General features: G+C 61.2%; 22 protein-coding genes and 1 tRNA gene. 6 read left to right on the top strand and 17 right to left on the bottom strand.

The window, feature by feature from the left end; all coding sequences use genetic code 11:
- The 15 genes from WH91_RS08480 to WH91_RS22570 form a co-directional block, all read right to left on the bottom strand.
- On the bottom strand, positions 1-537 hold the full coding sequence (locus tag WH91_RS08480) for an RNA pyrophosphohydrolase (protein ID WP_046170567.1): 537 nt from the start codon (positions 535-537) through the stop codon (positions 1-3).
- Between the two features lie 9 nt (positions 538-546).
- Positions 547-1,671, bottom strand: coding sequence for a divergent polysaccharide deacetylase family protein (locus WH91_RS08475; protein WP_046170566.1), 1,125 nt, complete (start codon positions 1,669-1,671; stop codon positions 547-549).
- Between the two features lie 156 nt (positions 1,672-1,827).
- Positions 1,828-3,258, bottom strand: a complete 1,431-nt coding sequence (locus tag WH91_RS08470; protein WP_052952690.1) for a S41 family peptidase — start codon at positions 3,256-3,258, stop codon at positions 1,828-1,830.
- Between the two features lie 7 nt (positions 3,259-3,265).
- The gene (locus WH91_RS08465) at positions 3,266-4,690 is read right to left on the bottom strand and encodes a peptidoglycan DD-metalloendopeptidase family protein (protein ID WP_052952689.1); all 1,425 of its coding nucleotides are present in this window, start codon (positions 4,688-4,690) and stop codon (positions 3,266-3,268) included.
- Positions 4,691-4,798: 108 nt separating this feature from the next.
- Positions 4,799-5,281: a 23S rRNA (pseudouridine(1915)-N(3))-methyltransferase RlmH gene (gene rlmH, locus WH91_RS08460; protein ID WP_046170565.1), complete on the bottom strand. Its 483-nt coding sequence runs from the start codon at positions 5,279-5,281 to the stop codon at positions 4,799-4,801.
- Positions 5,282-5,290: 9 nt separating this feature from the next.
- Positions 5,291-5,683, bottom strand: a complete 393-nt coding sequence (gene rsfS / locus WH91_RS08455) for a ribosome silencing factor (RefSeq protein WP_082102069.1) — start codon at positions 5,681-5,683, stop codon at positions 5,291-5,293.
- Positions 5,684-5,861: 178 nt separating this feature from the next.
- Positions 5,862-6,461 carry a nicotinate-nucleotide adenylyltransferase gene (locus WH91_RS08450; RefSeq protein ID WP_244542284.1) on the bottom strand — a complete coding sequence of 200 codons (600 nt, stop codon included), beginning with the start codon at positions 6,459-6,461 and terminating at the stop codon, positions 5,862-5,864.
- Positions 6,462-6,509: 48 nt separating this feature from the next.
- A complete protein-coding gene (locus tag WH91_RS08445) occupies positions 6,510-7,790 on the bottom strand; it encodes a glutamate-5-semialdehyde dehydrogenase (protein ID WP_046170563.1) in 1,281 nt (426 codons plus the stop codon).
- The gene (gene proB / locus WH91_RS08440; protein WP_046170562.1) at positions 7,777-8,925 is read right to left on the bottom strand and encodes a glutamate 5-kinase; all 1,149 of its coding nucleotides are present in this window, start codon (positions 8,923-8,925) and stop codon (positions 7,777-7,779) included. Before proB ends, WH91_RS08445 begins: the two co-directional genes overlap by 14 nt.
- Entirely contained in the window at positions 8,925-9,968 is a 1,044-nt protein-coding gene (gene obgE, locus WH91_RS08435) for a GTPase ObgE (RefSeq protein WP_046170561.1), read from the bottom strand. The genes proB and obgE overlap by 1 nt, the downstream gene beginning before the upstream one ends.
- Complete coding sequence (locus tag WH91_RS22575; RefSeq protein WP_052952688.1) at positions 9,955-11,022, bottom strand: GNAT family N-acetyltransferase; 1,068 nt, start codon at positions 11,020-11,022, stop codon at positions 9,955-9,957. Before WH91_RS22575 ends, obgE begins: the two co-directional genes overlap by 14 nt.
- Positions 11,023-11,151: 129 nt before the next feature.
- Positions 11,152-11,418 (bottom strand): 50S ribosomal protein L27, encoded by a 267-nt coding sequence (gene rpmA, locus WH91_RS08425; RefSeq protein ID WP_046170560.1) that lies wholly within the window; start codon positions 11,416-11,418, stop codon positions 11,152-11,154.
- Between the two features lie 11 nt (positions 11,419-11,429).
- Positions 11,430-11,966 (bottom strand): 50S ribosomal protein L21, encoded by a 537-nt coding sequence (gene rplU, locus WH91_RS08420; protein ID WP_074797155.1) that lies wholly within the window; start codon positions 11,964-11,966, stop codon positions 11,430-11,432.
- Positions 11,967-12,201: 235 nt separating this feature from the next.
- Positions 12,202-12,978, bottom strand: a complete 777-nt coding sequence (locus WH91_RS08415; RefSeq protein ID WP_046170559.1) for an MBL fold metallo-hydrolase — start codon at positions 12,976-12,978, stop codon at positions 12,202-12,204.
- A gap of 80 nt (positions 12,979-13,058) precedes the next feature.
- Entirely contained in the window at positions 13,059-13,511 is a 453-nt protein-coding gene (locus tag WH91_RS22570) for a gamma-glutamylcyclotransferase family protein (RefSeq protein WP_074797153.1), read from the bottom strand.
- 119 nt (positions 13,512-13,630) lie between these two features.
- Here WH91_RS22570 and WH91_RS08405 point away from each other — a divergent pair.
- A tRNA-Ser gene (locus WH91_RS08405) sits at positions 13,631-13,720 on the top strand.
- Between the two features lie 183 nt (positions 13,721-13,903).
- Here the strand turns inward: WH91_RS08405 and WH91_RS08400 are convergent.
- Entirely contained in the window at positions 13,904-14,752 is an 849-nt protein-coding gene (locus WH91_RS08400) for an ISL3 family transposase (protein ID WP_082102068.1), read from the bottom strand.
- A 3-nt stretch (positions 14,753-14,755) separates the two neighbouring features.
- On the opposite strand from WH91_RS08400, the gene WH91_RS26080 reads away from it, so the two are divergent.
- Positions 14,756-15,172 (top strand): TOBE domain-containing protein, encoded by a 417-nt coding sequence (locus WH91_RS26080; protein WP_074797151.1) that lies wholly within the window; start codon positions 14,756-14,758, stop codon positions 15,170-15,172.
- Here the strand turns inward: WH91_RS26080 and WH91_RS08395 are convergent.
- Positions 15,105-15,521 carry a GlcG/HbpS family heme-binding protein gene (locus tag WH91_RS08395; RefSeq protein WP_046170558.1) on the bottom strand — a complete coding sequence of 139 codons (417 nt, stop codon included), beginning with the start codon at positions 15,519-15,521 and terminating at the stop codon, positions 15,105-15,107. The genes WH91_RS26080 and WH91_RS08395 overlap by 68 nt on opposite strands.
- 124 nt (positions 15,522-15,645) lie before the next feature.
- Between WH91_RS08395 and WH91_RS08390 the strand changes: the two genes are divergently transcribed.
- From WH91_RS08390 to WH91_RS08375, 4 genes are all read left to right on the top strand, one after another.
- Complete coding sequence (locus WH91_RS08390) at positions 15,646-16,359, top strand: GntR family transcriptional regulator (protein WP_046170557.1); 714 nt, start codon at positions 15,646-15,648, stop codon at positions 16,357-16,359.
- 135 nt (positions 16,360-16,494) lie between these two features.
- Entirely contained in the window at positions 16,495-17,496 is a 1,002-nt protein-coding gene (locus WH91_RS08385; RefSeq protein ID WP_052952685.1) for a sugar ABC transporter substrate-binding protein, read from the top strand.
- Positions 17,497-17,505: 9 nt separating this feature from the next.
- Entirely contained in the window at positions 17,506-19,059 is a 1,554-nt protein-coding gene (locus tag WH91_RS08380; RefSeq protein WP_046170556.1) for a sugar ABC transporter ATP-binding protein, read from the top strand.
- Positions 19,056-20,264, top strand: coding sequence for a sugar ABC transporter permease (locus WH91_RS08375; protein WP_074797149.1), 1,209 nt, complete (start codon positions 19,056-19,058; stop codon positions 20,262-20,264). The genes WH91_RS08380 and WH91_RS08375 overlap by 4 nt, the downstream gene beginning before the upstream one ends.
- Positions 20,265-20,326 lie beyond the last annotated feature (62 nt).

Here is a 20,326-nt window from a genome sequence, read left to right as displayed (position 1 = left end):
CTAAACATTGGTGAAGCGCTGCGGAATATCTGCAAACGCCTCCACCACCTTGTCATAGGCGTCTTTCTTGAACGGCACGATCAGGCCGGGCGTGCGAGTCAGTTTTTCCCAGCGCCACGCGTCGAATTCCGCCTTGTGCTTGCCGCCGCCCGGCGATTCGACGTCGATCTCGCTGTCCTTGCCGGTAAAGGCAAAGGCAAACCAGCGCTGGCGCTGGCCGCGATATTTACCCTTCAGCACCACGCCCAGCATGTCGTCGGGCAGGTCGTAATATATCCATTCCGGCGCCTCGGCGAGCAGGCTGACGGCGCTGATATTGGTCTCTTCATGCAGTTCGCGCAGGGCAGCGCGCAACGGGTCCTCGCCCTTGTCGATACCGCCTTGTGGCATCTGCCAGGGCGCACCCTGCTGGGCGCTCTGTTCCGGATCGTCACCAGCCTTGCGCCGGCCAATGAAGACATTGCCATCCTGGTTGAACACGGCAATGCCGACGCAATCGCGATAGGGCAGGGACTCTCGGCTTGGACGGGTGGGCATGGCAAATCTCTATTTCATCAAGGCACTGGCGGGCACCAGTGCAATGCCCTTGCTCTCAAGTTCCCGCGACCATTCAGCGATGGCGCCAACCGAGATGGGCAGAGCGCTGATGATACCAATTGCGTGCCCGTTCTCCAACGCCGTGGCCTCAAGGCTGGCAAGCGCTGCGAGAATGGCCTGGCGCGACGGATTACTGTCGATCACCAGATCGGCGCGCGAGAACGGCACCTTGTTGCCGGTCGCCAGTTGGGCCGCCAGCGACCGGTTGGAGGAGCCGTCGTCGATATAGCCGAGCCCGCGTGCGCCCAGCTCTTCCATGACGGGCGAGAAATCGGCAGCCGACGCGGTGAAGCGGGCGCCCATATTGTTGATCACGCCGGCATAGCCGCCAAAGCGCGACATCAGCCAGAACAGCTTGTCCAAATTTTCCCGCGGCGGCTCGCCCGTCAAAAGGGTCTGGGGGCCAGGGTCGTTCTGCGGAAAATCGAACGGCTCCAGCGGAATTTCCAGCAGCACTTCATGGCCGGCCGAGCGCGCTGCGGCGACTGTCGTGGTCAGCGTCTTGCCATAGGGCGCGAAGGCCAGGCTGACATCGTCCGGCAATTGATCGATGGCGTCGAGCGAGCCCTGTTCGTTGATGCCCAGCCCGGTCACGATGATCGACACCAGAGGCAGGCCGGTGGCGACCGCATCGGCAGCCGGTCGGGCATAGGCGTTGAACGGCGTCAGGCCGGTGCTGGCGACCCGTGGAATCGGGCCGTTGTTGGTGTCTTCGCTGAGATCGGGCAGGGCGCCGAACAGTTCGGGCAGGCCGGCGATGGAATTGCCACCGGTCGTTCCCGTGGGGACGGCGGTGATCGAGCTGCCGGCGGGGAATTGCTCCGGGTCCGCAGTGATTGTCACCGGACCGGTCGCGACCTCGTTGGCAATCTGGTTGCTGTTGAGTGTCGAGGTGATTGGAACTTCGGCGCTGGGGCGGCCGCCATTGGGGTCATTGGTCAGCACCAGGCGCAGGACGAAACCAATGCCAATCAGCACCAAAATGCCGAACAACACGCGCGCAATCGGAAGGTGCCGGGTCGATCCCGGCTTGCGCTTGCGGCCGGTCAGCGGCGTCGAAAGATCATTGGCCATCGTTCAGGTTCCGGCTGGCGCGTGTGCTGCAAAAGTGGCGGCCGGTTTCGCGCTACGCAAAGGAAACAAGCAACTTTTGCGTAAGACAGCGGGGGCGAGGCAGCGAATCAGCGGCCCGCCCCCGGTCATTTCATAGCATGGCAGGCTGCGCTGCCGTCATTCGGCCTTTGGCGGGTAGGCCGGATCGGTCTCCTCGCCCTTGACCAGCTTGATGGCGTACTGCAGCTGGGTATCGTCGACCTTCTCGGCAGGGACATACACCGAGGAGCCAACCGTGGTCTCTTCCTGGCCCTCGATCTTGATGTGACCGGCAAGGCCAGCCTCGCCGATGATCTCGTCGCGGCCCTGGAATTCCTCGGGCACGACCTGCTTGATCTCGATATCGGGCGTGATGCCCAAAGCCTGGATCGAGCGATTGTTCGGCGTGTAATAGCGTGCCGTGGTCAGCCGCATGGCGCCATCGGGGCCAAGCGAGATGATCGACTGTACCGAGCCCTTGCCGAAGGAACGCGTGCCCACCAGGGTCGCGCGCTTGTGGTCCTGCAGGGCACCGGCGACGATTTCCGCAGCCGAGGCTGAGCCGCCGTTGATCAGAACCACCAGCGGCACATCGGCGATCATGGCATCCAGCGTATCGGGCTGGGCGTCATAGCGCGCACTTTCCTGGGCAATACGGCCGCGGGTCAAGACCACCGCGCCCTGCTTGAGGAAGGCATCGGCCACATAGACCGACTGGTCAACGAGGCCACCAGGATTGTTACGCAGATCGAGGATGATGCCCTTGGGCGCCACGCCGTCACGGGCAGCATATACGTCCTTGAGGGCCTTCTCGATGCCTACGAAAGCCTGCTCGGAGAAGCGGGACAAGCGCACCACGGCGACGTCGCCTTCGCCTTCCTTGGCGCCGCCTTCCATGCTCCAGCGCACGGCGCGCATGGCAATGGTGGCACGGGTCAGTTCGAAATCCAGCGGCTTTTCCACGCCTTCGCGAATCACGGTGACCTTGATCGACGAGCCGATCGGGCCGCGCATCTTTGACACGGCTTCATCGAGGGTGAGGTTCTGGATGTCGACGCTGTCGAGCTGGACGATGAAGTCATTGGACATGATGCCGGCCTTGGCGGCTGGCGTGTCATCGATGGGGGACACCACCTTGATGACGCCTTCTTCCATGGTGACTTCGATGCCGAGACCGCCGAATTCGCCCGAAGTATCCTCGCGCATGTCGTCATAATCAGCCGGCGGTAGATAGCCGGAATGCGGGTCGAGCGAGGTCAGCATGCCCTGGATGGCGGCGCGGATCAGCTCCTGCTCATCGGGCGGATCGACATATTCGGCGCGGATGCGATCGAAGATTTCGCCGAACAGGTTGAGGTCGGCATAGATTTCGAGCGGATCGCGCGGTGCTGCCGCGTTTTCCTCAGGGGTCGGGGCAAGCTCTTCGCCACTGGGAGTGGCGGGCTCGGCCGGCGGCGCTTGATCTTGAGCCGCTGGTGCAGGGGTCGGCTCTTGGGCAAACAGCAGGCCGGTAGGCAGCGACAGCGCCACGACGATGGCGAGCGTGCTAAGAGGTGTCGTCAGGCGCATGAGGGTTCTATCCACTCTGTGTCGGGTTGGCCCACCATCCGGTTGGATCGATGGGCTCGTTGTTTTGTCGAAGTTCAATATAGAGGGTCGGCTGGGCTACGCCAGCATTGGTGGTGACCGAACGGCCAATTGTGCGTGAACCCATCGTGCCCAGCGGCATCCCCATCTGCACGAACTGGCCGATGTCGACGGTTACCGAATCGAGGCCCGCCAGGAGTGCGGTGTAGCTCTGGCCGGTATTGAGAATGACGATTTGGCCGTAATTGAGGTAAGGGCCTTTATACAGCACCCAGCCATCGGCCGGCGCAACCACCTGCGCATCGGCGCGGGTGACCACGGAAATGCCCTGGCTGATGCCACCAAAGCCGTCGCCGGCGCCGTATTCGACGACGTTGACGCCATTGGCCGGCTTGGTCAGATAGCCGCGTGCGGCGCCGAAAGGGATGGCGGGCTCGGTGCGGGCGGTATTGGCAAGCGCCAGCTGGACCTGCTGGGCGCTCATCACTGGCGCGTCCGGATCGACCGCCGCATCGGCCGCAGTGCTTGCCGTCGAAACCGAACTTGCCCGATCGGAAAGGCTACCGATCAGCTCCTGCAGCGTCGTCGCCCGCGCGGCCATTGCCACAGCTTCTGCTTCCTCGGCGGCCAGTTGCCCGGTGCGCGTCTCGATGCCTTGCCGGCGCGCGGCGATCAGCGTGGCGATGCGCAGCTGCTCTTCTTCGAGCACGTCGTGATTGGCTTTGAGCGTCGCCTCCTCAGCCAAGGCCTGGGTCTTGATATCGGTCAGCGTTTTGAGATCGCTGGTCACTGCGTCGGCCTTGGCGCGCAATTGCGGCACGATGGCCGCGATCAGCATGGCGCTGCGTGCCGAGCCCAGCGCATCGTCGGGATCGACGATCAAGGGCGGTGGCGGATTGAGCGTGATGCGTTCAAGCGCTGCCAGCACGTTGGCGACTTCGGCATTGGAGCCGTCCAGCCGCCCGCGCACTTCGAATTCGGAAACGATCAGCGCCGACAGCCGGTCTTCAACGTCGGCGACTTCGATCTCGGCCAGCTTGACGCGCTGCGCCGCGGCGATCAGCGCCGCATTCTGGCGAGTGCGGTCGCCCTCCATCTCGGCAATCTCGGCCTTGAGCGCATCGATCCGCTCCTGGCTCAGCGACAGCGATGCTTCCAGCGCGGCTAGATCGGCCTGTGTCGGAACCGCAGGCCCGGTTGGAGCTGCCTCCGCTACTGGTGCAGGCTGTTCGCCGACCGTGCCGCGTAACGGCATATCTACCGGTGCTTCGGTTGCCACTTCAGGAGCAACAGGCGCCGCTTCGGGTACACTCGGGATGGCGGGCGACTGGGCCAGCAACGGCAAGCTTGCGGTGCCCGCCAACAGCAGGCTGGCCAGCATCAAACCAAGTGTCTTGCGCGGCCTCAAAGCCATGCCTTCTCCAGCAGGGGCGCAAAGTCCCCGAATCAATTGCCGCACCATAACAAACTGCCGGAAAACTGCAGGTTAACGATGCTTAACCACGACGTGATTGCTCAAGGCTCAATCGCCCCGATGATAGGGGTGGCCGCTGAGGATCGTGGTGGTGCGGTATAATTGCTCGGCCAGCATGATGCGGACCAGTTGATGCGGCCACACCATGGGCGAAAAGCTCAGCACCAAATCGGCGGCCGAAACGAAGGCGGGATCTATCCCATCGGCTCCGCCAATGACGAAGCTGACCGAAGAACGGCCATCGTCGCGCCAGCGCAGCACCTGCTTGGCGAATGCTTCAGAGCCGACTGATTTGCCGCGTTCGTCCAGCGCCACCACAATGCCGTCGGGCAGAGAAGCGCGCAGGGCCTTGGCCTCGTCAGCCTTGCGGCTGGCCGAGGAAGAGGCGCGCGATTCGCTGAGTTCGATCACTTCGAAGCCGGTCAGAGCCAGCGGCTTGCCGCCGCCGACTGCCCGATCGAGATAGCGGGCGACCAATTCCCGCTCCGGCCCGGCCTTCATGCGGCCAACGGCCGCGATGGTCATGCGCATCGCAGAAGCTTAGTGGGCGTCAGCGGCGAAGTCGGCCTGCCACATCTTTTCGATGCTGTAGAAGTCCCGCACTTCAGGACGGAAGATATGGACGATGACATCGCCCGCATCGACCAGAACCCAATCGCAGAACGGCAGCCCCTCGGTGCGCGGCTTGCCGTAGCCTGCCTCGCGCACGGCGTTGACCAACTGGTCGGCAACGGCGCCGACGTGGCGCTGCGAACGACCCGACGCAACCACCATATGGTCGGCCAGGGAAGACTTGCCGGTGATATCCACGGCAACGATCCCCTCGGCCTTGGCATCGTCAAGGCATTCAAGGATCACATCGATCAAGGGGCGTTCCGGGTTAGCCTTGACGGCCTCGGGAGCGGTGACGGTATTTTCGGGCATCGTGGCCATCAGCAATGGCCTTCCGCCCATGACAGTGCATGGGTCATGCGTAGGATCAGCGTCCTTGGTTGTGGATCGGAATGTGCAGGCGTTTGATAAAACGGCAAGCAGTCAGTTCCAGTATCGATGATTATCATCACAAGCGCTCAATATGCACTCTTGATGACAATTTCGCAAGATTGGGGCTTCACTTTGGCTTAACGTGTTGCCGCCTTGCCCTAATGGCCGATGATGACAGTGGAGACTGGCGCCCGTGCAGGTAGACCCAGGACCGCGGTTTCAGCATCGCGAGGCGAGGGGCGTCATCCTCGTCAACCCGCCAGCGGGAGAGATAATTGGCGGCCATCGATGATGGTGCGCGTCGGCTGGAGCCGGGTCGCACATAGATCGCCAAGGGCACCATGGCGGCAATATTGCGCCAGCGCTCCCAGCGATTGAAGTTCACCAGGTTGTCGGCGCCCATGATCCAGACGAAGCGGCGGTCGGGCATCGACTCCGTCAGATAGCGAATGGTCTGCCATGAATAAGTGAAGCCATGCGCCGCCTCAAAGCCGGTGACGCGGATTTTTGGATTGTCGATGAAGCGGCGTGCCGCCTCGACCCGATCGGCCAAAGGGGCCAGATCCTTATGGTTTTTCAGCGGATTGCCCGGCGTTACCAGCACCCAGACGGCATCGAGTTGCAGCCGCCGCATGCTCTCCTCGATGACCAGCAGGTGGCCTTCGTGGAAGGGGTTGAAGCTACCGCCAAACAGCCCGATCCGCATACCGGCCCCGGAGGGCGGCAATTCAGTAATCCCGGCAATACGGATAGGGTGGCGCAGGGTCAAAAGGGGTCAGGGTCTCGTCTGGCCGTTGCCGCGGATGCGGTATTTGAAGCTGGTCAACTGCTCGACGCCGACCGGCCCGCGGGCGTGCATTTTGCCGGTGGCAATGCCGATCTCGCCGCCAAAGCCGAACTCGCCGCCATCGGCAAACTGGGTCGAGGCATTGTGGAGAAGGATGGCGCTATCGATCTCGTTGAAGAATTTTTCAACGGCGACAGGATCTTCGGCGATGATCGCTTCGGTGTGGTGGCTGGAATACTGCTCGATGTGGGCGATCGCCGCTTCCACCGAGTCCACGACCTTTACCGAGATGATGGCGTCCTCATATTCGGTCTTCCAGTCCTCCTCAGTGGCCGTTTTGGATAACGGACTGTTAGCATTGACAGTAGCATCACCGCGAATTTCGCAGCCTTTTGCCATCAACGCGTCAAGGATCGGGTTGAGGTGGGTTGCGACCACGTCCTTGTGCACCAGCAAGGTCTCGGCCGCGCCACAGACGCCGGTACGGCGCATCTTGGCGTTCAGCGTGACATTTATGGCCTTCTCAAGGTCGGCTGACCTGTCGATATAGACATGCACCAAGCCTTCGAGATGGGCAAACACCGGCACGCGCGCTTCGTCCTGGACGCGTGCGACCAGGGTCTTGCCGCCGCGCGGCACGATGACGTCGATATTGCCGTCGAGACCCTTGAGCATTTCGCCCACGGCTTCACGGTCCGTGGTCGGCACAAGCTGCAGGCATTGTACCGGCAATCTCGCAGCATGGAGGCCATCAAGCATGCAGTCGACAATGGCATTGCTGGAATGAAAGCTGTCGCTGCCGCCGCGCAGGATCACGGCATTGCCCGACTTGATGCACAGGGCGCCCGCATCGGCGGTCACGTTAGGGCGCGATTCAAAGATCACCCCGATGACACCCAACGGCGTGCGGACACGCTCGATATGCAGTCCGTTGGGACGGTCCCATTCGGCAATGACGGCGCCGACCGGGTCAGGAAGGTCGGCAATGGTCTTGACCGCTTCGACAATGCCGTCGATGCGCGCGTCGGTCAGCAGCAGGCGGTCCAGAAAAGCCTTGGAAATGCCCTTGGCCTTGGCCGCCGCCATGTCCTTGGCGTTGGCGGCGAGGATCGCCTTGCGATGCGCATTGATGGCGCCGGCAGCGACGGTCAGCGCCGTCTGCTTCTGCTGCGGCGTGGCGATGGCCAGAGCCTTGGCGCCGATGCGGGCGTTGCGGCCAATCTCGGCCATGATCTCGGTGACGGATTGTTTGATTTCAGCCAAGCTCATCGGCCGTCTCCTCCTTGGCGCCAACCAGTACCATATTGTCGCGATGCACCAGCGCGGCGCGGTTGCCGGCGCCGAGCAGTTCAAGCACGGCATCGCTGCGCTTGCCCATCACCAGCCGCGCTTCGTCGCTGTCGAGTCCAACCAACGCACGGGCAATCTCGACACCGTCGGCATTGCGGATGGCGATGGCATCACCGCGCTCGAACTCGCCGGTCACCTTGGTGACGCCGATCGGCAGCAGCGACTTGCCGGTCAGGAGGGCCTTGGCTGCGCCGGCATCGACCTGCAGCGTTCCCGCGACAGCCAGCGTACCCATGATCCAGCGCTTGCGCGCCTGGGCACGGCTCTGCGCCGGCAGGAAAAGCGTATGCCGGCCGCCCTCTGCCAAAGCCTTGAGCGGCTGATCTTCTGTGCCTTTGGCAATGATCATGGCAGTGCCGGCCTGCGTTGCAATCTTGCCGGCCTCGACCTTGGTGGTCATGCCGCCGCGCGACAGGTGGCTGGCCGCCCCGCCGGCCATGGCTTCGATGGCGGGCGTGATCTGCCTGACAACAGGCAGGTGCTCGGCGTTGGGTTCTTTGGCGGGCGGCGCGGTATATAGCCCGTCGACGTCGCTCAGCAGCACCAGGCAATCGGCCTCGATCATGGTGGCGACGCGGGCCGACAGGCGATCATTGTCGCCATAGCGGATCTCGGCAGTGGCGACACTGTCATTCTCGTTGATGATCGGAACGGCGCCGAGCCCCAACAGCGTCGCGATGGTGGTGCGCGCATTGAGATAATAGCGGCGCTCTTCGGTAATATTGGGCGTGATCAGGATTTGCCCCGTCACAATATGGTGCCGGCCAAGCGCCTCGGCCCAGGCCTGGCTCAAGGCAATCTGCCCAGCACTCGCCGCAGCCTGACTCTGTTCCAGCGTCAGCGCCACGGCCGACAGTCCCAAAAGTCCGCGCCCCAGCGCAATGGCGCCAGAGGAAACGATCACCACCTCGCAGCCACCCGCCTTGAGCGCGGCAATGTCCGCCGCAAGCCCGGCGAGCCAATCCGCGCGCAGCCTGCCCGTCTTGTCGACGAGCAGGGCCGAACCGATCTTGATGGTCAGCCGCTTGTAGGGCGCGAGGGCATTGGCGCTCATCAGGGGGCCCAGTTTGGCTCGATCTTACGTCGCGCGGCTTCCAGCTTGGCGGCTTTCTCGGCATCCAGCGTCTCGATGATGCCATAGAGCACCATCTCGGTGCCCTTGCCAGTAACGCCCGAAACCAGCAACACATCGGCCTTGCTGACCTTCTTGAGAATTTTCAGCTTTTCCTTGAGGTCATCCGGCTCGATGGCATCGATCTTGTTGAGCACGACAATTTCAGGCTTCTCGCCCAGCCGCTCGTCATAGGCTGACAGCTCGTTGCGGATGGTCTTGTAGGCGGTCTTGATGTCGTCCTGGGTTCCGTCGATCAGGTGGATCAGCACGCCGCAACGTTCGATATGACCAAGGAACCGATCACCGATACCGGCGCCTTCGCTGGCGCCTTCGATCAGGCCGGGAATATCGGCCAGCACGAAATCACGCTCGCCGATGGAGACAACACCCAGGTTGGGATGCAGAGTGGTGAACGGATAGGCGGCAATCTTGGGCTTGGCTGCGGAAACCGCAGCGAGGAACGTCGACTTGCCAGCATTGGGCAGGCCGACGAGACCCGCATCGGCGATCAGCTTGAGGCGCAGCCAGATCCACTTTTCGACGCCCGGAATACCCGGATTGGCGTGGCGCGGCGCCTGGTTGGACGAGGTCTTGAAATGGGCGTTGCCGAAGCCACCATTGCCGCCCGATAGCAGCACGACGCGCTGGCCGACTTGGGTCATATCGGCGATCAGCGTTTCGTTATCGTCTTCGAACACCTGGGTGCCGACAGGAACGCGCAGCACGGTTTCTTCGCCATTGGCGCCGGCCCGGTCCTTGCCCATGCCATGAGTGCCGATCCTGGCCTTGAAATGCTGCTGATAGCGATAGTCGATCAGCGTGTTGAGGCCGTCGACGCATTCGATGACGATATCGCCGCCGCGTCCGCCATTGCCGCCATTGGGGCCGCCGAATTCGACGAATTTTTCACGCAGGAACGAGACGGCGCCGCCGCCGCCATCGCCCGAGCGGACATAGACCTTGGCCTGGTCAAGAAACTTCATTTTTTCTGGCCTTCCAGACGCTCTGCGTCAATTTGGTGTCGATATGCTCCACCTCGGCGCCACGCGCAAGGCAGAGCAGGGTTGAGCGTCCGGTTTCGGTAAACCCGAGCTTGCGCTGGATCGCCAGCGAAGCCGCGTTGAAATGAAACACGCCCGAATAAATAGTCTCGGCATTGGTGGTATCGAAGAACCAGTCGAGGCTGGCGGTAACCGCCGTGGTCATGATGCCACGACCCCAAAAAGGCTGACCCAGCCAATAGCCGATAATCGGTCCCTGCGGTCCCATATGAAACCCCACATGCCCGGCAAGACCTTCGCCGGGAAGCTCGATGGAGAAGTTGGTCTCTTCCACCGGGAGGTTAGGCTTCCGGCTGCGCAGCCACGCCTTGGCATCGCTCAGATGGTAGGGAAACGGTACACGCGCAAGGTTTCCCGCCACGGCAAAGTCATTGAGATAGCGCGCGATGGCTTCCGCATCGCCGACCTGGGCCGGACGCAATACGAAATGCGGTGTGCGGAGCGTCACGTTCATCTGGCGAAATCCAACCGCATGCGCCATCGTCTTGCCCACCAGAGTGCCCGCCTGGTCAACCACTTCGCCGGTCTCGATGAAGCCGACCTTGCGCAGCACATTGCGCGAACCGGTATTGCTCAAAAGGGCGCGCGAGCGCAACGCAGGATAGCCTGCCTCCCGTGCCGCCGCGATAACGGCATGGGCCGCCTCGGTGGCATAGCCTTTGCCCCAATGGGGCTCGCCCAACCAGTAGCCCAGTTCGGGAAGCTGGTCAGGCAGCAGATGCAGCCCCATGCCGCCGATATAACGGCCCTCGAGCAGGATCGCCCAGGCGAACTCTTCTGGACCGCGGGCGATCTCCTCGACGAAGAACCTGCCATCGCTTTCCGCATAGGGATGGGGCAAGCGCGACAGCACTTCGTAGATTGCCTGGTTATTGGCGAGCACGGCCATTTCCGGCACATGCGCCAAGGTCGGCGTGGTCAGCACCAGGCGGTCCGTCGTCAATGTGGCGGGGAGGCGGTCCTTGATGCTGTTCATAATCCGTTCATTCATGCAGCGAAAATACGAAAAGGGGAACCGGTGGACCGGTTCCCCTACATCAATTTCGCATCCTGAGAACACGAGCCGGGGAACAGGTCACCGGCTGGGTTCACGAGACCTGCCGGGTTATTCGGCGGCCAGTGCCGGGTCGACGGAAACGAAGACCTTGGAATTCGCACGCTTGCGGAACGACACGGCGCCGTCCACGAGTGCGAAAATGGTGTGGTCCTTGCCGAGGCCAACGCCGGTGCCGGGGTGCCACTTGGTGCCGCGCTGACGGATGATGATGTTGCCGGCGATAACGGCTTCGCCACCAAACTTCTTCACGCCAAGACGACGGCCGGCGGTATCACGACCGTTGCGGGATGAACCGCCTGCTTTTTTGTGTGCCATGGTCTAGCTCCTTATTCCTGCTCGGCCTTGGGTGCGGCCTTCTTGGCCGGGGCCTTCTTCGCCGGCTTTGCAGCGGCGCTGTCTTCAGTGGTCTCGGCAGCCGCCTGCTTGGGGGCAGCCTTCTTGGCGGCCGGGGCCTTGGCTTCGGAAGCGGCCGGAGCCGACGTCTGCTGTGCCGGAGCGGCTTCGCTCACGCTGTCGGTCGAGGTGGCAATGCCGGCAGCCTTGATGGTCGGCTGTGCGCCGCCGGTCAGGATTTCGGTGATGCGCACGGTCGACAGCAACTGGCGGTGGCCGTTGCGGCGACGATAATTGTGGCGACGGTTCTTCTTGAAGATGATGACCGTCTTCTGCTTGCGGGTCTCAAGCAGCTCGGCAGCGACCAGCGCGCCTTCGATCAGCGGAGCACCGACTTCGCTATCAATCATCAGAACCTGGTCGAAGGTGATGATGGTGCCAGCTTCGGCATCGAGTTTTTCAATCTTGAGAACGTCGTTGGCGGCAACCTTGTACTGCTTGCCACCGGTTTTGATCACGGCGAAAGTCATAGCTTAACCAGACGCGTCAAACGCCCGGTCCCTTTGTGTCGCGCTCTGTGGCGCCGCAGGTTTAAGCCCAGTTACCCTGCGGTCTTCGAACAGTCAGCCGGCGATCAAACCAGCGGGCAGCCTCGAACAGCGTTTTCAAACAAAGAAAAGCGCGCCAGCAAGCCGGCGCGTGTTTCTGTGGGGCTTATCGAGGCAAACAGCCCGAGAGTCAAGAGATCTGCGCGTGTTTCACGCCTCAGCCCTGGCCATTGGGATACCAGTTGCGTAGACGCAATTCGGTATCAGGGCCGATGCGCTTTTCGAGCACTGAAAGGTCGCTATCACCGTAGTGATAGGGGTAGGCGATCTTGGGTTTGAACACGTTGATGGCTTCGACGGCCTGATCGGGTGTCATCGTATAGGGCAGGTTCATCGGCAGGAAGGCGATGTCGATATCACGCAGGTCCAGCATCTCATCGGTCGGCTCGGTATCGCCGGCGACATAGACGAGCTTGTCGCCCAACGAGATGACATAGCCATTGCCGATGCCGACCGGGTGATACTGCAGCCGATCATCGGTCACATTGTGGGCCGCCACGGCTCGGATGACCAAACCATTCAGGCTCGTTTGATCACCATTGGCAATGGCACTGGCATTGCCCTTCAGAGCATCAGGAAGCTTGCTGAATACGTCCTGATTGGTCAGGATCGGTGCCGTTCCGGCAATGGCCTCCAGTGTCGGGACATCGAAGTGGTCGCCATGGCCGTGCGTGATCAGGATCGCCGTAGGGGCGGGCAGGACTTCATAAAGCGCAGCGCCGCCAACCGGATCGATGTAGATGATTTCACCGCCGAAGCCGATAACCAGGCTGGCGTGCTCCACCGGATGAATGGTGATGTCACCGTTTTCGGTGGCAATGACGTCGCCTTGCAATGCACCCTCCTGTGCAGAGGCTGGAACGTTGCCTGCGATGCTAAATGACAATAGGGGTAAGGCTGCCAGACCGGCAACCACATCTCGACGTCTAGCCATTTGGTAATCTCCTCGCGATTACGGTGTGTCGTGGAACGCCACGCCAATCTAGTTGGTTCGGCTGCCCACGTAAGTGTGATTCATGGATTGCGCGAGGCCAAAGGCCGCTTGCTTGCAGCGATCGCGATCGCGGTCTCGTCCTCGATCACCAGAGGTCTGTGGTGAAGCGTCCATTGCTCCAGCGTCCAGTCCGCCGCTGTCGCTGGAACAGTCACCACCGGTAGATACACTTCGGCTTCGATTTGCTCTGTCTCTGTCGTCACTCGCAATCGCCCGCGGCGGTACTCATCACCCTCGAAAGCATCGAGCGCCACGCGGTCGTTGTGGGTCGCATTGCTCAATAGCAGGCCGGGAGCAGCGGCGCCGATCCGTCGCACCAATGCGGGATATAGCCGATCGGGGAAATATACCGCAGCGTAGTCCGGCGCGGTCGCTGGGATCAGATCGAGCAGGGCGGCAGTTCGTCCGAGCGTGGCCGCCAGGATATCGGGGTCGCGCAGCGTACCGTAGAAGAACAGTGGTGGATGTGTCACGGGCGAGACGATGCGAATGTCATCATATTGCCAAGGGGTGTTGCAGCCTGACAAATGCTATGGCATACACCGGCCCGTGTCGACCAGCCGCACTCGCAAGGGTGCTCAAACGACCTCGCGGAGAGGTGGCAGAGTGGTCGAATGCACCGCACTCGAAATGCGGCATGGGGGTAACTCCATCGGGGGTTCGAATCCCTCCCTCTCCGCCATTTACATCGGCTAAAATATTGTTTTTGTTAGCGATCTGGTTGTGGGATGCTGCACGTGTGCATTAAAGTGTGCACTTGCTCTTGCCGGTCAGAAGCAACTCGCGATACGCGAAGCTGCCTTCTACGCCGGCCCACGGCATGGGTCTGAATTTGGCTCTGACGCACTTTTGGCGACGTCGCCTCCTAGTTTTCGCCTACGAATCGCGCCTGCAGCAGATCGAGCTTTGCGCGGCCGCACATCTGGCGCCTGATGAGCTTCAGGCGTGCGATCTGATCTTCGGTTTGTCCATTTGACCAAGGAGAGATGATGGCGTTCCTGACCGCGGCAATGTCCTTTTTGACACCGTTGGCAAACGAGCCAACCAGACTGGTCTTGGCCGCCTGTAGCCGTACATCCAGCCTTACGGCGGTTTTCGAGCGGATCATCGATTGGAAGTCGCCGATGGTGGTGCGGGCCACAACCAGTTCGGGGACGGTCACTTCGATAGCCGCCACCAGTATCGCTTCAGATTTGGCAAGATCGTCGCGAGCGGTGGTCATCAACCGGGCGATCACACGCGCGGATGGTGTTCGCGCAAGCCCACTCTGATTTGCCTTTTCGGCAAGGCGACGGCGATGCGCCCATTGCGAGACGATGCCGCGTTGTCCTGAAAAGCCCTTCATCTGCATCTCGCGCCAGAGTGCCAAGGCGTTGCGTGCGCCGTCATCCCAGCGGCCGTTGAGCCAAGGTAGCCAACTGTCCAATGAACTGGGCCGCGTGCGGAAGACATCGAAGCGCTGGCCCCGCAAGACATCGCGAACAAGCTTCCGGCTATGGCCGGTTTGACGGACGATCTGGCGGATCGATGTTGCCCTCTTGGACAGCTCCCGGATAGCTTCATTGGTTTCCTGCCGACGCAGGTATCCCTCGTATTGCAGCCTTTCGGCATAGGTCAGAAGTTGGGGGTAGACAACATTGCTACCCACAGCCTGTCTGACCTGACGCATGGATTTGCCGACAGCATCGAGGAACGCGCGGGTCGAGTTTTCCATTAGATGCCACCGATCCCGCTACTTGAGCCGCCTCGGGCAGGGCCCTGGCGATCGCCTCGCCATAGCCGCCGCCGCGGTCACGGGCGACGATCGATATCGAGGGATGGGCCAGCGGGTGAGATTGTGGCCGTCACCCGCGATGTGCAGGATCTCGGGCCGTTCCATGTGGTGACTGCCGAGTTACCGTCCGGGGAGACTGTTCGCGTCGAAACACAGTTCGCCCATGTCAGAATTGGTGAGCGCCTGGGCCTGTCATTCGAACGCGATGCGATCTGTCTTTTCTCAGACGGGAGCGCCTCGTCGAATCCGCCTAAGAAGTCACGCGATACGCTTTGTCCGTGCTCCGTTGATTTTATGACAAAAAGCGGTCGATTGCCTCTTGCGCCACCAGCCGGTCCTGCTCGGGTGTTCCTGAACTGACGCCGATGCCGCCGACGACAGCGCCCTCCCAAACGACGGGTAGTCCGCCACCCACGACGATCATGCGGCCTCCCAGCGCGGTATTTACGCCGTAGGCGGGCATGCCGGGCTGGCTGGCTGTGTTGTAGTCGTGCGTTGCGCGCCGGGCGGCCGCAGCGGTGAAAGCCTTGTCGATGGCAATCGTGATGCTCACGATCTTGCCGCCGTCCATGCGTTCGAATGCGATAAGGTTACCGCTGTCATCAACGATCGCGATGCACATCGAAACGCCGATAGCTTGCGCAGCAGCTTTTGCCGCGGCAAGAAGTGTCCCTGCATCAGCCAGATCCAGTCGCTTGATATTTTGCATCTCGCATCCTCCCGAGGTGGTTTCGCAAATCCTTACCAAAATAGAATTGACATGTCAGTGACATTTCAGTACACCAATCACATGAGGTGCTGGATTGAACAGCGCCCGGGAGCGAGGCATAAAAATGGCTGCCGATATCGTTCGGCTGAAGAGCGCGCGTGAAGGCGCGGTTGCTTCAGGCGGTCAATCGCGCCTTCTTTTGAAGGACGAGGCCTATACCAAAATCCGCGAGCTGCTGTTGGACGAGAGTTCAGAGGCGAGCTATTCGGAACGCGCACTTGCAGCCCGGCTTGATCTTGGACTCGGCCCTGTGCGGTCGGCAATCGAGCGGCTTCGCGCCGACGGGCTGATCGTGGTCAGCCCGAACAGCGGCTTTCGCATGCCCGAAATTACTTCTCGCGAAATCCTCGACTTTTACGAGTTGCGCATGGTGATCGAATGCCATGTCGCCAAGTCGCTGGCTGGCTGCGTGTCTGCAGGTGATGCACTGCAGGTGGAAAAAATCCTGACGGAACAGGAGGCATCGGCGGCCAGTGGAGACACGACGCGATACCATCACCTCGATCTGGAATTCCATAGCGCGCTCGCAGAATTGCATGGCAATACCGAGATGGAACATGCTCTGCGCCGTCTGCGAGACAAGATGTACCGACTGGCGCGGCGCATGCACCATGCTCATCCTGAGCGCCTCGTGGTCAATGCGGCGCAGCATCGCGCCATCTTCGATGCCGTACGCGGGGGTAACGCCGAGGAGGCGTACCAACGCATGAAAACCCATCTCGATTGGGGGCGCCGCTTCACTCTCGATCCGGACCGCCGGCTTGGTGTCGACTGGTAAAAGCCAGCGCCTGAGTAAACGACCACACAATCTGAATTCGCCGGGTCACCTGCGAACGCGTCGTTGTAGCACTGCTGCAGCGGCAACTACTGCGCAAAAATATAGGGAGGAATATCAATGCAACGAGCATCTGGAATGGAACGTCTGCTGAGTGGCTGTGCGATGGGCATCGTCGCCCTGTCGATGGTCACAACGCCCGTCGCCTATGCCCAGGACGCCATCAAGGTCGGCCTGATACTGCCCAGCTATGACCAGATCCGCTGGCAGAACGGCGACCAGCCGTGCTTTGAGGCCGAAGCCGAGAAGTTGGGCATGGACGTCAGCACTGTCGCATCTCAGATGTCTGAGTCGGTGCAGGCCTCGCAGGTCGAAAACATGCTGACACAAGGCATAGACGTCCTTGTATTGCGTCCGGTCAATGCCGCGGCTAGCCAAGGATTGGTCCGCATGGCCAATCGCGCCAACGTGCCGGTCGTTGCCTATGACTCGCTGCCGCTTAACGCCGATGTCGCAGCGTTCGTGGCCCGTGACGCCATTGCAATGGCCGTGGAGATCGCTGAAGCGGCGGTCAAGGCGCAGCCAAAAGGCAACTACATTCTCGCCCTAGGCGATGAAGGCACGAACGTGGCCGTGGAAGAGCGTACCGGGTATTACCAGGTGCTTCAGCCCTTTCTTGATAGCGGCGCCATCAAGATCGTGTCCGAACAGTACAACAAGGGTTGGTCCAGTGAGTCCTCCCGTGCGCAGGTCGAGAACGGCCTGACCAAGGCCAACAATGACGTGGTTGCCGTGCTCGCTGGCAATGACGGCACCGCCTATGGTGCCATCCAGGCGCTGCAGGCGCAGGGCCTCGCCGGAAAAGTCTGGGTCAACGGCGTCGATGCGGAACCGCGCGCCCAGGAACTGATCACCCAGGGCGACCTGACCCTCTCCAACTTTACTGACTACTGCCAGTCCGGCCAAGAAGCCGCCCGGATCGCCAAGAAACTCGTGACAGGCGAGGAACTTGGGCTCACAGCGACATTCAACAACGGCTTGAAGGACGTGCCGTGGTTCCAGGTCGACAAATTCAACGTCACCAAGGACAACCTGCCTGAGTTGCAGGAATCGATGTCCTGGTGGTTCAAGAAGCCCTGAGCCACTGACATGACAACCCCCGTGCGCGCACCGGCAGCCAAAGTCATTGGTGTCGATAAGAGATTCGGCGGAGCGCATGCGCTCCGCGGCGTCTCCATGACGTTCGAAGCCGGTGACGTTCATGCCATCGCCGGCGAGAACGGCGCTGGCAAGTCCACCCTGATGAAAGTCCTGTCAGGCGTGATCGGCGAGTATGACGGCTTCTTGGAGATTGACGGGGCGCCAGTCCGGTTTGCTTCTATCCGCGACGCCGAGCGCCACGGGGTTTTCCTGGTTCCCCAGGAACTCAATATTGTCCCCGAGCTACGGGTCGGGGAATATCTTTATCTCAACCGCGAACCACGTCGCTTTGGGCTGGTTGACGTCAAGAAGTTGTGGGCCGACACGGCCCACTGGATTAGCGTGTTTAAGCTCAATACATCGCCAGTCGCCCGTATGGGTGAGCTGTCGACGCACGAACAGCAGTTGATCAGCATCGCTCGGGCCATGACTCAGGGCGTCAAGGTTCTGATCCTTGACGAACCGACCGCCAGCCTGACCGAGCGTGAAACCGAACTGTTGTTCGATCGTATCGCGGAACTGAACCAACATGGGGTGACCACACTCTATATTTCGCACCGACTGCACGAATTTCAGCGCATTGCCAACGTTGTAACTGTGATGCGGGACGGATCCGTCGTTGATCATTTCCGCGTCGCCGAAACCGGCGGTGACACGCCGCGTCGGGTCATCAAGGCAATGGTGGGGCGCGATCTCAGCGAAATGTACCCCAAGTCCAGCGCAAGCGTTGGTGAGCCTTTGCTGGAGCTGATCAAATGGTCAGCGGCTCATTCCATACCGGGTCGTCCGCCCGCCGTACGCGGCGTCGACCTTACCGTCAAAGCCGGCGAGGTGGTCGGCCTATTTGGATTGCTGGGCTCGGGCGCCTTTACTGTCGCTCGATCGGTTTTCGGTGCGCATGACGCACAGGTCGACGGAACGATGCGCATCAAGGGTAAGCCGGTGCGGGTCAGAACCCCGCGTGACGCGATCGGACATGGCGTCGCTTACCTTCCGGCAGAGCGAAAGCGTGATGGGTTAATCGTCGGGCACTCTATCGAAGCCAATATGGCACTGGCGGCGCTGACCAAGTTTAGCCGTGGCGGTTTTATCAATCGTAGGTCAGAGCTGCAGAGCATCCGGCGCTACACGACAAACCTCAGGGTCAAATGCACGTCCGCGGAACAGCCGATACGCGAGCTGTCGGGGGGCAACCAGCAGAAGGTTGTGGCTGCCAAATGGCTGCTGACCGAGCCCGAAATCTTTGTGCTCGAGGAGCCAACGCGCGGCGTTGATGTCAACGCCCGCGTGGAATTTTACGAACTCATCAACTCCTTGTCCCAGTCCGGCAAGGCAATTCTGCTCGTGTCGACCGACCTCCCCGAGGTGCTGGGCATGGCCGACCGCGTCCTGGTGATGTGGGAAGGCCAGATTGTGCATGAATGGAAACGCGGCGAGGCCACCGAAGAACAGGTGATGCTCTACGCCGCTGGCGAACACGGCGAAAGCGAGGTTGCCGCATGACTATGTCCAACACAACGACGTCCCAGACTGCAAGTGTATCGAGTGCTGCAGCCTCACACCGAGTGACGCTATCTGCCATCCTGTCACAGAGCCGCTTCCGGCTGATCCCAATGATTGCCGTGCTGATCATCATCTGGCTAGTGCTGCAACTGCTGACGGGCGGTTTGTTCCTCAGCCCGCGCAACCTAACCAATCTTTCTGGTCAGGTCGCCATCACGGCCGTTCTGGCTGCAGGCGCGGTAATGCTCATGGTGCCGGGTTATATCGACCTTTCACTGGGCGCGACCGTGGCCGCTTCGGCGGTGGTCGCGGCCTTTGCCAGCACTGTCTACGGGCTCGATTTCTGGCCCACGGTGTTTGTCACCCTTACCTTCGGCCTGCTGCTCGGGCTCTGGCACGGATTCTGGGTTGCCTGGATGCATGTGCCATCATTTATCGTGACCCTTGCCAGCCTGCTAGCCATCCGTGGACTGTCATTGGTCATAACCAATGCCGAAACTATTTCTCCATCGATGGACATCCTGGTGATTTCCGACGCCTCGCTGCCGCCAGTTGCCAGCGCCCTCGTGCTGTTTGCCATGTGGCTGGGGTTCTCGCTGCTGCAATTGCGCGAGTGGCGGGCGCAGGTTTCAGCAGGGATACCGGCTTCTTTTGGTATTCTAGTGCTGCTGCCGGTGATCGCCGTAGGCATCGTTGTGCTGGGTGCCATCATCACCACCTCGACCTATCGCGGGTTGCCTTTACCAGTCGCTATCGTCCTGGCCGTGGTTGCCATTACTGGCGGCATCCTGCGCTACACGCCGTTTGGTCGCCGACTCTATGCGATTGGCGGCAACCGTCAGGCCGCCATGCTCGCCGGCATCGATATTCGCAAGCACATCACGATCGTTTTTGCCGGCATGGGACTGCTTTATGGTTTGGCCGGGCTCATGCTCGTAGCGCGGCTGTCCAGCGCTCCACCCACTGCCGGTCAGGGGCTGGAACTGAACGTCATCGCGGCGGCGGTCATCGGCGGCACCAGCCTGATGGGCGGTCGTGGAACTGTAGCGGGCGCGGCGATCGGTGCCTTGCTGATGGAAAGCCTCGCGAACGGCATGAGCCTGATGAACCTGCCCTCGTCCTATCAATCGATCGCCGTGGGTTTGGTCCTGCTGTTCGCAGTCTACATCGACGTTCGAGGCCGCGGCAGCCGAGGCGACGACTGAATACCAAAGCTGCCGGCCAAATCCGGAAGCGCAAAGACAACAACAAGCTACCTGGGAGGAAT

This window comes from Devosia psychrophila (assembly GCF_000971275.1).
Taxonomy (GTDB): Bacteria; Pseudomonadota; Alphaproteobacteria; order Rhizobiales; family Devosiaceae; genus Devosia; species Devosia psychrophila.
This window is presented reverse-complemented; position numbering and strand designations above follow the sequence as displayed.